This is a genomic window from Streptomyces sp. NPDC059743 (assembly GCF_042732975.1).
Lineage (GTDB): Bacteria > Actinomycetota > Actinomycetes > Streptomycetales > Streptomycetaceae > Streptomyces.
The window spans coordinates 119,743-131,924 of record NZ_JBHWGS010000025.1 but is presented as its reverse complement, the minus strand read 5'-3'; the positions used below and the strand labels follow the sequence as shown (position 1 = coordinate 131,924).

The following is a 12,182-nucleotide window of genomic DNA, read 5'->3' as shown; positions in this document are numbered from 1 at the left end:
CCGCGCCTCGCCGCGTTGTCGTCAGTCGCCTACGCTCCGCGTGGGCTCCCTCCTCCGCCTTGCGATCCACGGCACCAGACCCCGCTCCCTGATCCGGCCAGATCCAAACGAAAGACCCTAGCCCTGGACGGCCTGATAGAGGCCACGGCCGGCACGGTGGGCCCGCGAGGAACCGACAAGGCGGTCGAGCGTGCTGCGTACGGCGTTGATGCTGCCGGGCGATTCGTCGCGTCCCAGCGCCTGCGCCACATCGCGGGCGCGGACCGGGGTGTCGGCGGAGCCGGCCAGGACCGCGAGGATCTGCTCGGTCAGACCGCCGGCGGGCTGGTCCGCGCCGGCGTCATCGGCTGCGGCGTCATCGGCTGTGGCGGGGACCGTCTTCTTCGCGGTGCGCCGCTTCCGCTCCTTGGGAGCCTCCGCCGGTGTCTTCCGGCTCGCGCGGGCCCGAGGAACCTTGTGCTGTACGGGCGTTGACTTCGCGTCGGCGTCGTCCTCCGCGCCGGTCGTGTCGGCCGTGTCATCGCCGGTCGTGTCCTCGGCTGTCTCCTCGGTCGCCGCCGTCGCGGCGGACTCCTCCGCGGGCTGCTCGACGGACTCCTCGGCCGGGGCGCCGTGCTCCGTCCCGGACTCGGCACCGGCCTCCGGGGACACCGCCGGTTCCGGTACATGGGGAGCGGCCGACAGCGCCTGGAGCGCGGTCAGGGCGGCACGTACCGAGCCCAACCGCTCGGTGACGGCGGCCAGCTCGTTCTCAAGTGCCTGCTGTTGTGCTTCCAGCCGCGGGAGTTCGCTCAGGAGGAGCGCTGTGGTCGCCTCGATGCTGCCCGGTGTGCCGGTTACGGATGTCATGGTGTCGCCCTTTCGTTCCGGGTCACCACTTGACCTCGTCGGTGACCGCTGTAGAGCAGACTAGAGTGTGTTGCGTTGTGGCGGCCAACAGACGGCGCGCCGTCGTTGTCATCGTGTTACCGCCGTGTGCGGACATCCGTGCGTAACGGAACAGCGGTCCGGACGACAAACAGCGCTGCTATATACGGGTGTTGTGCGCATCGGACGGCCCATGACGACCGTCGCCGCGCCGTGCCTAGCGCTTGCGCAACCCGTCGGCCAGGACACGCACATAGCGCTCCGCCGCCTCGTCGGGTGCGCTGCCGGCGATACGGGCCGCGTATCCGATTCCGCACAGCAGACTGCGTATGTTGGTGGCGTCGACACCGTCCCTGACCGCTCCCGCCGACCGCGCGCGGCGCAGCAGGCTGTCCGTGAGCGCGTCCAGTTCGGCCTTGAGCGCGGCGGTGTCCGGCTGTTCGTCGGCGGTGGCCGCGAGGACCTCGCGTACGCCGTTGTGCTCGATCTCCAGCTGTACATGCGCGTACAGCAGCCGCTCCAGGGCCGTCCATGGATCGGGCTCGTCCACGGCGGCGCGCGCGATGTCCAGCAGTTCGTGGAACGGTTCCAGGGCCAAGGTCTCCAGCAGCGACCGGCTGCTCGCGAAGTGGCGGTAGACCGTACAGACGCCGACACCCGCCCTGCGGGCCAGTTCATTGAGCTGGAGCGGCAGTTCACCGCGCTCCAGCAGCCTCCGCGCCTCGACCAGCAGTCGCGCTCTGATCCGCAGTGAATCCGCCCTGCGCGGTGGTGGTGTCACGGTCCTGGCCACGCTCCCATTCTACCGAATCGGATCAGTCATCCCAAAGGATGCGTAATCCGCTGACTGCGTGTCCCAGCTCGCGTGTCCCCGACCGATGCGGGCATGGAATGCCGGGTCGGGCAGGGTGGGCCGTCCCTAGCGTGATGAGTGGAAGTGAAAGTGGAAGGGGCAGGACCGGGATGATCGAGGGGCTCAACGAGGCCATGGAGTACATCGAGCGGAACCTCGACCAGCGGATCGAGATGACCGAACTCGCGCGGATCGCCGTCACGTCGGAGTACCACTTCCGGCGGATGTTCTCCGCGCTGGCGGGCATCCCGCTGTCCGAGTACATCCGCCGCAGACGGCTCACCGTCGCCGGTGCGGAGGTGCTCGGCAAGGGCAGCACGCTGCTCGACATCGCGGTGCGGTACGGATACGGCTCCGCCGAATCGTTCGCCCGGGCCTTCCGTGCCCTGCACGGCGTCGGTCCCGGCGAGGCCAGACGGACCGGCGCCGCGCTGCGCTCCCAGCCCCGGATGTCCTTCCGTCTCATCGTAGAAGGGAGTAGCAGCATGCGGTATCGGGTCGTGGAGAAGCCGGCCTTCCGAGTGGTCGGCAGAAAGGCACGGGTCCCGTTGGTCCACGAGGGCATGAACCCGGCGCTCGTCGCGTTCATCCGGGGCATCGACCAGGACACGCTCCGGCGGCTGGAGGAGCTGTCGGACCAGGAACCGCGCGGGATCGTCGGTGTGAGCGACAAGATTGACGACAGCCGTGCGGAGGGCACCGAACTCGACTACTACCACGGTGTGGTGACGCGGGCGCCGGCTCCCGAGGACATGGAGAGCTGTAGCGTTCCCGCCGGGACCTGGGCGGTGTTCGAGAGTTCGGGCGAGTTCCCGAAGGCGCTCCAGTATCTGTGGCGGGACGTCTACACGCAGTGGTTCCCGTCCAATCCGTACCGGAGTGTGCCCGGTCCCGAGATCCTGCGCACACGGCTGTCGCTGGACGCGAAGACGGCCGACGCGGAGCTGTGGATTCCCGTGGAGCCGACCTCACGGTAAGCGAGCGCGGGCCGGTGGCGCGGGGCGGCGCGTGGTCATACCCGTATCCGCTTCCGCGGCACCGGCCGTGCCAGGTCAGCGCGGGCCCAGCCGACGGTCCAGCGAGCGGCTCACATAAGGACACAGCTCCCGGGTGGTGGCCAGAAACGATGTCAGCACCGGCGAGCTGTCCTCCGCGCGGAACGACATGACCAGGTGGTCAGCAGCTACCGGGACGGGCGTGGACGGTGATCTCGGCCTGGGTCACCGTATGGCTCTCGCACTCCTGGAAGTAGGCCCGCAGGGTCTCGCGCTTGGCGGCTTCCCGGGCGTCCGTCTCCAGCGGCTGGCCGGCCAGATCATGGACGGCGACGATTCGCCGGGCGGTCAGGATGCGGGCCCGGATCCGGCCGGGGGTGAACTCCGTACCGTGCAAGGTGTTCGAGGCGACGGGGGAGTGCTCCAGTGCGAGATCCGACAGTCCTCGGAACGCTTCGGGGTGCGCGAGGGTCCATACGCGCCGGCGTGCGGGCATGAAGAGCACGCTGTCACCCGGCCGCGCCACCTCCCGTACCGCGCGTGCGACCGCATCGGCGTCGTTCTGACGGCTCTGCGGAGTCCGCAGATACGCGCCCACCGGGAACAACGCGGCCAGCGCCGCGCCCGCCGCCGCCACGGTCACGGCGCCGCGCAGCGCGCGGGCGCGGGTGGCTTCGCGCCGGATCCGGTCGAGCGCCGCGCCGATCAGTAGAGCGAGGCCGATGGTGTACGAGAGGACATAGCGGTCGACGTACAGTGGCCGTACCGGCGTCAGCAGGATGAGCAGCACGGTCGGGAGGATCAGCAGGGAGAGCGCGAGCGTCCGCAGCTCGACCGGCCGTCCCGCGTCGGGTTCGGTGCGGCCCAGCACTCCGGCGCACAGCAGGCCCAGCAGCGCCGCCACCACAAAGCGTGTCGTCTGCCAGAGGTCGGGAAAGCCGATCCAGTCGACCTGTTCGGCCTGCGTGGTGCTGAAGGCCGCGAGCGGAAGCAGCCCGACGCTCACACAGCCGGCCGCGATGCCCCATGCCCGGATCACCGCGCGCGGCAGCCCGGAGCGGAACACCGTCGCGCCATGGGCGAGCAGAGTCACGACGGCCAGCTCATGGAGCAGACAGGCGGTCAGCAGGACGGCGGTGTACGCGCTCCAGCGGAGCCCGCCTCGCCTGCTGATCGCGGTCAGCAGCAGCCAGGTGCTCCAGGTGATCAGCGCACACACCAGCGCGTACGAACGCCCTTCCTGCGCATACCGCTGCACCGTCGGGATCAGCGGAAAGATCAGCCCGGCCAGCACTCCGGCGCGCGGCCCGGCGAGCATCCGCCCGATGAGGGCGACACCCACCGCGGCCGTGGCCACCGCCAGGACGGACGGCAGCCGCAGCGCCGCCTCACCGCCGTCCCACAGCGCGAACACCCCGTGCATCAGCAGGTAGTAGAGACCGTGCACGGCGTCGGCGTGGCCCAGCGTGTGCCAGATCTGCGCGACGCTCCGGTGCGCCATCTCGTAGGTGACCGCCTCGTCGCCCCACAGCGTGTTCCGACGGTCGATCCCCCACAGCCCGAGGAGCAGCGCCAGGGCGAACGGAGCGAGGACGAGGGCGATCGTGTGACGCGACGACGACTGCTTGCGCCGCGCCGGCGTCCCGAGCGCGGCCTCCGGGCCCGGACCGAAGGAGGACGAGGTGTGCTGTGCGGAGGAGATGGCGGGCTCCGTTCACCGGTTCAAATCTGGCGCTCCTTGCGAGGACACAGATCGACCATGCGTGCCGTGCGGGATGTCCGCGAGCAGGAGGCGGCCAATGGGCTGCATCGGGGGAGGGGCGGTGGCCGGTCGGCAGGCGGCGGTCGGCGGCGCGGTGGTGGCGCGGTGGCGGAACCGACCGGTGGATGACCGGATTCCGGAAGTCCCGGTCCGACGGCCCGGCGATGCTCCATGATGGGCCGGCCATGTCGTGTCCGTGGAACCACCGCACCCACACCGCGCGCCTGACCGGTCGAGTGTCCAGGTCCCGCGTGCCGGTGGACGTCGCCCGTGCGGCGGTGTTCACCGTGACCGGTGTGGTACTCGCGGTCACGGGACACCACGTGGTCTCCGGTCATCCGGTGCCCTGGCGGGCCGTGCCGCTCGCCGCCGTGGCGCTGTTCGCCCTCGCCCTGTGGGCCGTACGCATATCGCCGCCACCGCAGCTACGGTCACGGTCGTGGCCGCTGCCACTGCCGCTGCCCGCGGTGATCGCGGCGACCGGCGCGGCCCAACTGGCCCTGCACTTCTGGCTCGTACGGGCCTCGGCCCAGGGCGCGCCCGCCTCGCACAACATCGCGGGCCACGGCGCCGCGCACGGAACGCACGAGGCGTGGCACGCCGGGCGCCACGGCCTCTCCATGACGGCCGTCCATGTCCTCGCGGCCCTGCTGGTGGCCTGGTGCCTCCAGCGCGCGGACGCGGCCTGTCTCGCCGTCGGTCAGCGCGTGGGCGGTGTGCTCGGCGAGCTGTTGGTACGGCTCGTACGGCGCGCTCCCGCGCGGCTGTTCCCGTCCGTGCCCCGCGTCCTGCGCGCCGTCAGAACGCGCGCGCAGCCGCCTCCGCACAACTCCCTGGTACTGGCGCACGCGGTGGTACGTCGAGGTCCGCCGCCGGAGCTCGCCTCCGCCATCTGAGCTCGGGGCGCGCTCCGGCGTGCCCGTACCGCCCCACATCACCATGGGAGTCATCCGTGTTCCGTACCACCGCTCCGGCGTCCGCCGTGCGCCGTCTCTCCGTCCTCACCGCGGCTGTCCTCGCGGCCTCGGTCGCCTTCGCGGCTCCGGCGTCCGCCCATGTGGAGGTCGAGGCGGAGGGCGCCGCCGCCCTCGCCGAGAACGTCACTCTCGCCTTCACCGCCGAGACCGAATCCGACAAGGCCGGGATCAGCGGGCTGGAGGTGATCCTGCCCGACGGCATCGCGCCCGCCGACATCACCTACGGGAAGGGCCCCAAGGGCTGGCGACTCGCCGCCACCGCGCGGGGCTACGCCGTCTCCGGGCCGGCGATCGGCGTCGGTGAGGACGCCGCGTACACCGTCACCGTACGACAGCTTCCGGACGCCGAGTCCCTGGCGTTCAAAACCCTCCAGACCTACAGCGACGGCCGCGTCGACCGGTGGATCGAACTGGAGGAGCCCGCGGACGGCGGGCACGGCAGCCCCGCGCCGACGCTCGCGCTCAAGCCCGCGGCGCCCGGGGCCAAGCCGGTCGGCCCGAGCCCGGCCGCCGAGCCCACCACGGCCGCACCGTCCACTCCGGCCGCGAGTGAGCCGGCCGCGACGGGATCCTCGGCCGACACCTCTCCGGCTTCCTCCGACGCTGCCACCGACACGGCAGCCTCGACGGACGACGGCACAAGTCCCGTGCTGTTCATCGGACTTGGCGTGGTGGTCGTGGTCGCACTGGTCGGCGGCGTCTGGTGGTTCAGGCGCCGCTCCGGTGCCGACTCCGTCTGACCGGGACATGCACTCCCTTTGACGGGAGCGCCGTCCGGACGGGCCCGCGACGAACGGGCCCGTCCGCACGTGAAGGTCCTGGCGAACTCTTGTTGTGGACATGGCAGGATCGCTACGGTGTGCCAGGCCGCGCCGCTCCGGCGCGGCCCGTTCACCAGACCCTGCGCCGGACTGTCCCCCCCCCGCGTGCGTCACGGGAAGGCACTTGCCCGGCCCGGAACGAGAGAGACACGCGATGCGCCAGAGACGGCAGCTCCACCGTTCATTGACCGGAGTCCTATCCGCACTCGTCTGTCTGGGACTGACGGTGACCGCGCAGCCCGCCGGGGCGGCCGACACCCAAAATTCCACGCGCGTAGCGTCCGGCGAGGCGTCCGCGTCCGGGGAGATCGCCTGGCGGGCGGACCTCTCCCGCGTCGACGCCGACGACGTGAACGTACGCTACGCCCAGGGCGCCCTCACCATCCGTCAGCGGGACTTCCGCTCCACGGCCGTGGGAAGCGAAGCGGGATACGGTTCCCAGATCCTCGCGCCCAGGACGCTCGACCGTCCCGTCAACCGCGTCCGGGCCGAGCTGACCGCCCAGGTCCCTTCCGGAGCGCGGGTCGCCGTCGATGTCCGAGGCCGCGCCGAGGACGGCTCCTGGACCGAGTGGCGCGAGGCGGATACGAGCACGGAGGCGAGCCCGACGGGGAGCGCGGTGGCCCTGCCTCGTACCGTCGTCGCCGTCCAGGCCCGGATCACGCTCTGGGACAAGGGCGGACAGGCACGGGTCCGGGGACTGCGGCTGACCGCGGACCAGGGCCCCGAGCCGCGCACGCCCCGGGCCGCAGCCGCCTTCAGCGCCCGGGTCTTCGCCACCCGTGAAGGGCTCGTCGGCGGGACGACCGCCAACGGCCATGTCATACAGCCGAACGACCACTTCGTCGCCCTGCCCTCCCGACGCGGCCTGTCGCCCAACGGCAGCGGTCAGTACTCCGTCCAGGTCTGCGGTCCTGCCCGCTGCGAGACCGCGCCGGTCTGGGACGTCGGCCCGTGGAACATCCGGGACGACTACTGGAATCCCTCCTCGGTCCGCGAGAGCTTCAAGGATCTGCCGCAGGGCAAGCCGGAGGCCCAGGCCGCGTACGAGAACGGCTACAACGGCGGCCTCGACGGCTCCGGCCGGCGGGTGCTCAACCCGGCCGGGATCGACCTCGCCGACGGCACCTTCGCCAATGTCGGGCTGAGGGACAACGGCTGGGTGACCGTCACGTATCTGTGGACCGGTCCGCAGACGGGCAAGTCCTTCCCCACCTGGGGCACCGCCGTACGTATCCGGCAGCAGGCCACCACGGCGTCGCCCGAGGTGGCGCGGCTGGCCGGGCCCACTCAGGTCAATGTCAGCTGCCAGGTCCACGGCCAGCGGATCACCGTCGACGGCATCACCAATGACGCATGGTCCTATCTGCCGGACTACGGCGGCTACATCACCAACATCTACATCGATGTGCCGGAGCAGTGGCTGCCGGGCGTCCCTCAGTGCTGAACCAGTGCTGAACGCGCCGCGACTCCTTATCACCCGGATCACCCGGCTCGGCAAAGGAGCACTCCCCATGCGTACGCCCGGTGGACGGCTGTGGTCCGTCCTCGTCACCGCGCTCTTCGCGCTCGTCGGTCTCACGGCCGCTCCCGCCCAGGCGCAGTCCCAGCTCCAGCCTCAGTTCGGGTCCGAGGCCGGGTCCCAGGCCCAGTCCCAGGCCCGTCAGAACAGCGCGCTCGCGGCCCCGAACTTCAAGGCGCCCTATCCGTGCGGCCAGCGGTGGACGCTCAGCCACCACTCCGCCGAGATCCGCCGGGCGCTGGACTTCGTACGCGCCGACGGCGGCTCGACCGGAGGCACGCCCGTCCTGGCCTCCGCCGCCGGCACGGCGACCCGGATGTCCCAGCCCAGTGGCGCCGGCAACTACATCGTCATCGACCACGGCGGCGGCTGGCAGACCTACTACTTCCATCTGGCCTCGTACTCGGTGCCCAGCGGTGCCGTGGTCGCCCAGGGCCAGCAGATAGGAGTCACCGGAACCACCGGCAACTCCTCGGGCCCGCACATCCACTACGAGCAGTTGCTCAACGGCGCGGGCCAGAACATCGTCATCAACGGTGTGGGACTGCCCTATCCCTCCCAGTACAACCAGTCGTATCTGACCAGCGACAACGGCTGCGGTGGCGGCGGCAGCAACTTCCGCACCTGGGGTTCGGACATCCGGGTCAGGGCGGACGCCTATCTGACCTCGCCGGTGGTCACCGTTCTCGCGGGCCCGACCAACGTTGTGGTGGTGTGCCAGAAGCAGGGGAGCACCGTCACCGCCGAGGGCTACACGAACAACTGGTGGAGCAAGCTCCGTGACCAGGGCGGCTTCATCTCCAACATCTATATCGACCATCCCGCCGCCCAACTGCCGGGCGTCCCGGTCTGCTGACGGCACCTGAGCAACCGCTCGACGGCGGCGGCCGCCTCGCCGACCGGTGAGGTGGCCGCCGCCGTCGAACTCCACCGAGGCACCGCGCCCGAGCATCGGTACCTAGGACGGGAAGCCGCTGCTCTGCCAGGTCTCTCCGTCGGCGGTGACGGCCAGCGCCTCGTAGCCGTCCTGGGACTCGATCCAGGAGCGCGCCAGATCGCCCATGGCGAAGGCGGCGGTGGCGAAGACATCGGCGCGGGTGAGATGAGGGCCGGTCACGGTGACGGACAGCAGCTGAGAGGCCGGCAGGCCCGTGCGCGGATCGATGATCCGGCCGCTCCGTTCCGCCGATCCCGAGGTCGCGACGCCCAGATCATGGCCGTGGACGACGGCTATGAGCTGGTCCCGGAGGACCGGATGGGCGATACCGATCCGCCAGTCCAGGCCCGGTGAGGTCTCGCCCCGGAGCTGGAGATCGCCTCCGGCGTCGATGTACGTGTTCCGTGCTCCGGCCGCGTACAGATCCTGCGAGACACGCTCCACCGACCATCCCGTGACCAGACCGGACGGATCGATTCGGCCCTGCGGAGCAGCCGTGAAGAATCCCTCGGTGTCCCGTGTCGCCTCCTCGCAGAGCGCGAGGACCTCGCCCACCACGTCCGGACACTGATCCACGGTCGTCTCACCGCGCGCGAGCCGGTTGACGGCGCTGTCCTCGCGGAACGTGGAGAACAGCGCGTCCATCTCGTGCAGCCAGGCGATGCCCTGGGCGAGGGCCCGTCCCACCTCCTGGGTGACGGGATCATGGATGTCGAACGAGAACACCGTCCCCATCACATGCTCGAAGTGGCGCAGACCGGGATGGGGACTGTTTCTGCTCTGCGGGTCCTGTTGGGTGATCACCAGGGGTCCCTCTTTCGGAGGCGGACTGTCTGCCGGAGGCAGGAGAACCACCTTCGCAAGACGCCCTCTGAGAACCTTCTGAACGCGGGCTGAACGCGGGCGGGCCCGGCGGACACACGGCGGGCCCCGGCGACCCGCACCGTCCGAGCGCCCCGTACACCACCCTCGTACCGCCCGCGCGCCCGCGACACACCGCGACACACCGATGACGCGGAGACGCGGAGCCCGTCCTGCCCGCGTCGGCGATCACGGCGCGAGAAGCTGGACCGACCATGGAGAAAATGGAGAAACACGCCGAACACGCCGATCACACCGCCTCTCCCGTCCTGAGCAGGCCCGACGGCGCCCCGGTGCGCGTCCTCGTCGTCGACGACGAGCCGGATCTGACCGAGGTCCTGTCCGGAGCACTGCGCTACGAGCGATGGGAGGTACGGAGCGCGGGCGACGGCCGGTCGGCGGTCCGCGCCGCCGTTACGTTCCGCCCCGACGCCGTCGTACTCGACTGGATGCTGCCCGACATGGACGGTCTCCAGGTCCTGCGCGAGCTGCGGGCCATACTGCCGGACGTCTGCGTACTCTTCCTCACCGCCCGTGACACCGTGGAGGACCGGATCGCGGGCATCACCGCGGGCGGTGACGACTATGTCACCAAGCCGTTCAGCCTGGAGGAAGTGCTCGCCCGGCTGCGCGGGCTGCTGCGCAGGGCCGGTATGGCCCGGGAGCCGGGCGGCGACCGGCTGGTGGTGGGCGAACTGGTGATGGACGAGGAGTCGCACGAGGTCACCAGGGCGGGCGTGGTGGTGGACCTGTCCCGTACCGAGTTCGAACTGCTGCGCTTCCTGATGCGCAACGCCCGCCGGGTCCTGTCCAAGGAGCAGATCCTGGACCGGGTCTGGTCGTACGACTTCGGCGGCCAGGCCCATGTCGTCGAGCTGTACATCAGCTATCTGCGCAAGAAGATCGACGCGGGCCGGACGCCGCTGATCCACACGGTGCGCGGGGTCGGTTACGTACTGAAGCCGGACGCGTGAGCGGCGTGAGCCGGGCGAGTACCGCCGGTCGCGCGGGACGGGTGCGAGATGCCACGCGACATGCCATGAGAGCGCTGCGGAGGCTGCTGGGACGGCTGCCCGTGCCGCGCACTCTCCGGGCCCGGCTGACCACCGGACTCCTCCTGCTGCTCGCCCTCGCCTGTCTCGCGGTGGGCGTGATCACCGTACTGGCGCTCGAACGCTTTCTGATGGCCAGACTCGACCATCAGCTCGCCGTGGCCGACGGACGGTTCGCGGCGAGCCTGGAAGACGCGGAACACGGGGAGCACGACGGGAACGCGAACGCCGACACCCGGGGCCAGGCGGAGGGCACCTTCGGCGCCCGGCTGCTGTTCGGCGTCCCCACCCAGGCGTCGCTGGTGCACGGCTATACACATGTGCCCGTGCCGCTCAGCCGCGCGGACCGGGACACACTGGCCGCAGTACCGCCGGACGGCAAGGGACACAACATCACTCTCTCCTCCCTCGGCGCCTACCGGGTGGTCGCCGAGCCCGGCCACGAGGGCGACACGCTCCTGACCGGACTGCCGCTCAGACGTGTGACGGACACCGTGCACCGGCTGGAAGCGGTGGAGACGGCGGTGTTCGGAGCCGCGATCGTGGTCACCGGAGTGGCGGGCGCGTTCTGGGTACGGCTCTCCCTGCGCCCGCTCAGCCGTGTCGCCGCGACCGCCACCGAGGTGACCCGTATGCCGCTGGCCAGCGGCGAGGTCGCCATGCCCGATCCGGTGCCCGACACCGACACCCGGACCGAGGTCGGCCAGGTCGGCGCCGCGCTCAACCGGATGCTCGGCCATGTCGGCGACGCGCTCTCCCGCCGTCATGCCATCGAGGAACGGCTGCGCCATTTCGCCGCCGACGCCAGCCATGAGCTGCGCACTCCGGTGGCCACCGTGCGCGCACACGCCGAACTGGCCCTGCGCCACCCGGAGTCCGTACCCGACGACGTACGGCACGCCCTGGAGCGCATCCAGTACGAGAGCGAACGGATGAGCGGTCTGGTCGAGGACCTGCTGCTGCTGGCACGCCTGGACGCGGGCCGGCCGCTGGCCCGGGACACCGTCGATCTCACCCGGCTCGCGCTCGACGCCATGAGCGACGCGCGCGCCGCCGCGCCGGAACACCGCTGGCTGCTGGATCTGCCCAGCGAACCGGTGACCGTCACCGGCGACGAACACCGTCTCTACCAGGTCGTCGCCAACCTCCTGGGCAACGCCCGTACGCACACACCGCCGGACACGACCGTGACTCTGCGCATCGCCGCCCAGGAGGACCACGCCGAACTGACCGTGAGCGACACCGGACCGGGCATCCCCGAGGAACTCCAGCCCGAGATCTTCCAGCGGTTCACCCGCGCCGACCGCTCCCGGTCCAGGACCACGGGAGAGGGAACCACGGGCGGCACGGGTCTCGGTCTGGCGATCGTCGCCGCGGTGGTCGCCGCCCATGGCGGCACGGTGGACCTGACCAGCCGCCCGGGCCGCACGGTCTTCGCCGTACGGCTGCCTCTCGCCCGGACCGGGTGACCGTGACCGGCCCGGTGACCGCGACCGCGCCGTCCGGTCAGGAAACGTTCACCGGTCAGGAAACAT

The 12,182-nt window shown here is 70.8% G+C and carries 11 protein-coding genes; 7 read left to right on the top strand and 4 right to left on the bottom strand.

Annotated elements, in window-relative coordinates; genetic code table 11:
* Nucleotides 1-117 precede the first annotated feature (117 nt).
* Both ACFV6H_RS34560 and ACFV6H_RS34555 read right to left on the bottom strand, forming a co-directional pair.
* Entirely contained in the window at nucleotides 118-849 is a 732-nt protein-coding gene (locus ACFV6H_RS34560; RefSeq protein ID WP_385550409.1) for a hypothetical protein, read from the bottom strand.
* Between the two features lie 235 nt (nucleotides 850-1,084).
* Nucleotides 1,085-1,660 carry a TetR/AcrR family transcriptional regulator gene (locus ACFV6H_RS34555; protein WP_385550407.1) on the bottom strand — a complete coding sequence of 192 codons (576 nt, stop codon included), beginning with the start codon at nucleotides 1,658-1,660 and terminating at the stop codon, nucleotides 1,085-1,087.
* A gap of 170 nt (nucleotides 1,661-1,830) precedes the next feature.
* On the opposite strand from ACFV6H_RS34555, the gene ACFV6H_RS34550 reads away from it, so the two are divergent.
* Nucleotides 1,831-2,697, top strand: a complete 867-nt coding sequence (locus tag ACFV6H_RS34550; protein WP_385550405.1) for a GyrI-like domain-containing protein — start codon at nucleotides 1,831-1,833, stop codon at nucleotides 2,695-2,697.
* 199 nt (nucleotides 2,698-2,896) lie between these two features.
* Here ACFV6H_RS34550 and ACFV6H_RS34545 read toward each other — a convergent pair whose 3' ends face one another.
* The gene (locus ACFV6H_RS34545; RefSeq protein ID WP_385550403.1) at nucleotides 2,897-4,216 is read right to left on the bottom strand and encodes a glycosyltransferase family 39 protein; all 1,320 of its coding nucleotides are present in this window, start codon (nucleotides 4,214-4,216) and stop codon (nucleotides 2,897-2,899) included.
* A gap of 518 nt (nucleotides 4,217-4,734) precedes the next feature.
* On the opposite strand from ACFV6H_RS34545, the gene ACFV6H_RS34540 reads away from it, so the two are divergent.
* The 4 genes from ACFV6H_RS34540 (at nucleotide 4,735) to ACFV6H_RS34525 (ending at nucleotide 8,653) form a co-directional block, all read left to right on the top strand.
* Nucleotides 4,735-5,373, top strand: a complete 639-nt coding sequence (locus tag ACFV6H_RS34540) for a hypothetical protein (protein ID WP_385550401.1) — start codon at nucleotides 4,735-4,737, stop codon at nucleotides 5,371-5,373.
* A 56-nt stretch (nucleotides 5,374-5,429) separates the two neighbouring features.
* Nucleotides 5,430-6,194 carry a DUF1775 domain-containing protein gene (locus ACFV6H_RS34535; protein ID WP_385550399.1) on the top strand — a complete coding sequence of 255 codons (765 nt, stop codon included), beginning with the start codon at nucleotides 5,430-5,432 and terminating at the stop codon, nucleotides 6,192-6,194.
* A gap of 235 nt (nucleotides 6,195-6,429) precedes the next feature.
* Complete coding sequence (locus ACFV6H_RS34530; RefSeq protein ID WP_385550397.1) at nucleotides 6,430-7,722, top strand: hypothetical protein; 1,293 nt, start codon at nucleotides 6,430-6,432, stop codon at nucleotides 7,720-7,722.
* A 67-nt stretch (nucleotides 7,723-7,789) separates the two neighbouring features.
* Nucleotides 7,790-8,653: a M23 family metallopeptidase gene (locus ACFV6H_RS34525; RefSeq protein WP_385550395.1), complete on the top strand. Its 864-nt coding sequence runs from the start codon at nucleotides 7,790-7,792 to the stop codon at nucleotides 8,651-8,653.
* A 102-nt stretch (nucleotides 8,654-8,755) separates the two neighbouring features.
* Here the strand turns inward: ACFV6H_RS34525 and ACFV6H_RS34520 are convergent, their stop codons facing one another.
* Entirely contained in the window at nucleotides 8,756-9,538 is a 783-nt protein-coding gene (locus tag ACFV6H_RS34520) for an FAD:protein FMN transferase (protein ID WP_385550393.1), read from the bottom strand.
* 281 nt (nucleotides 9,539-9,819) lie between these two features.
* Between ACFV6H_RS34520 and ACFV6H_RS34515 the strand changes: the two genes are divergently transcribed.
* Together ACFV6H_RS34515 and ACFV6H_RS34510 are read left to right on the top strand one after the other, a co-directional pair.
* A complete protein-coding gene (locus ACFV6H_RS34515; protein ID WP_384986049.1) occupies nucleotides 9,820-10,569 on the top strand; it encodes a response regulator transcription factor in 750 nt (249 codons plus the stop codon).
* 65 nt (nucleotides 10,570-10,634) lie between these two features.
* Entirely contained in the window at nucleotides 10,635-12,116 is a 1,482-nt protein-coding gene (locus ACFV6H_RS34510; RefSeq protein WP_385550391.1) for a sensor histidine kinase, read from the top strand.
* Nucleotides 12,117-12,182: the final 66 nt, after the last annotated feature.

Bases quoted from the DNA above. Each gene is read 5' to 3' on its own strand.
- ACFV6H_RS34550 (WP_385550405.1), top strand. From the start codon at position 1,831: ATGATCGAGGGGCTCAACGAGGCCATGGAGTACATCGAGCGGAACCTC.
- ACFV6H_RS34515 (WP_384986049.1), top strand. From the start codon at position 9,820: ATGGAGAAACACGCCGAACACGCCGATCACACCGCCTCTCCCGTCCTG.
- ACFV6H_RS34525 (WP_385550395.1), top strand. From the start codon at position 7,790: ATGCGTACGCCCGGTGGACGGCTGTGGTCCGTCCTCGTCACCGCGCTC.
- ACFV6H_RS34545 (WP_385550403.1), bottom strand. From the start codon at position 4,216: ATGGCGCACCGGAGCGTCGCGCAGATCTGGCACACGCTGGGCCACGCC.
- ACFV6H_RS34530 (WP_385550397.1), top strand. From the start codon at position 6,430: ATGCGCCAGAGACGGCAGCTCCACCGTTCATTGACCGGAGTCCTATCC.
- ACFV6H_RS34510 (WP_385550391.1), top strand. From the start codon at position 10,635: ATGAGAGCGCTGCGGAGGCTGCTGGGACGGCTGCCCGTGCCGCGCACT.
- ACFV6H_RS34560 (WP_385550409.1), bottom strand. From the start codon at position 849: ATGACATCCGTAACCGGCACACCGGGCAGCATCGAGGCGACCACAGCG.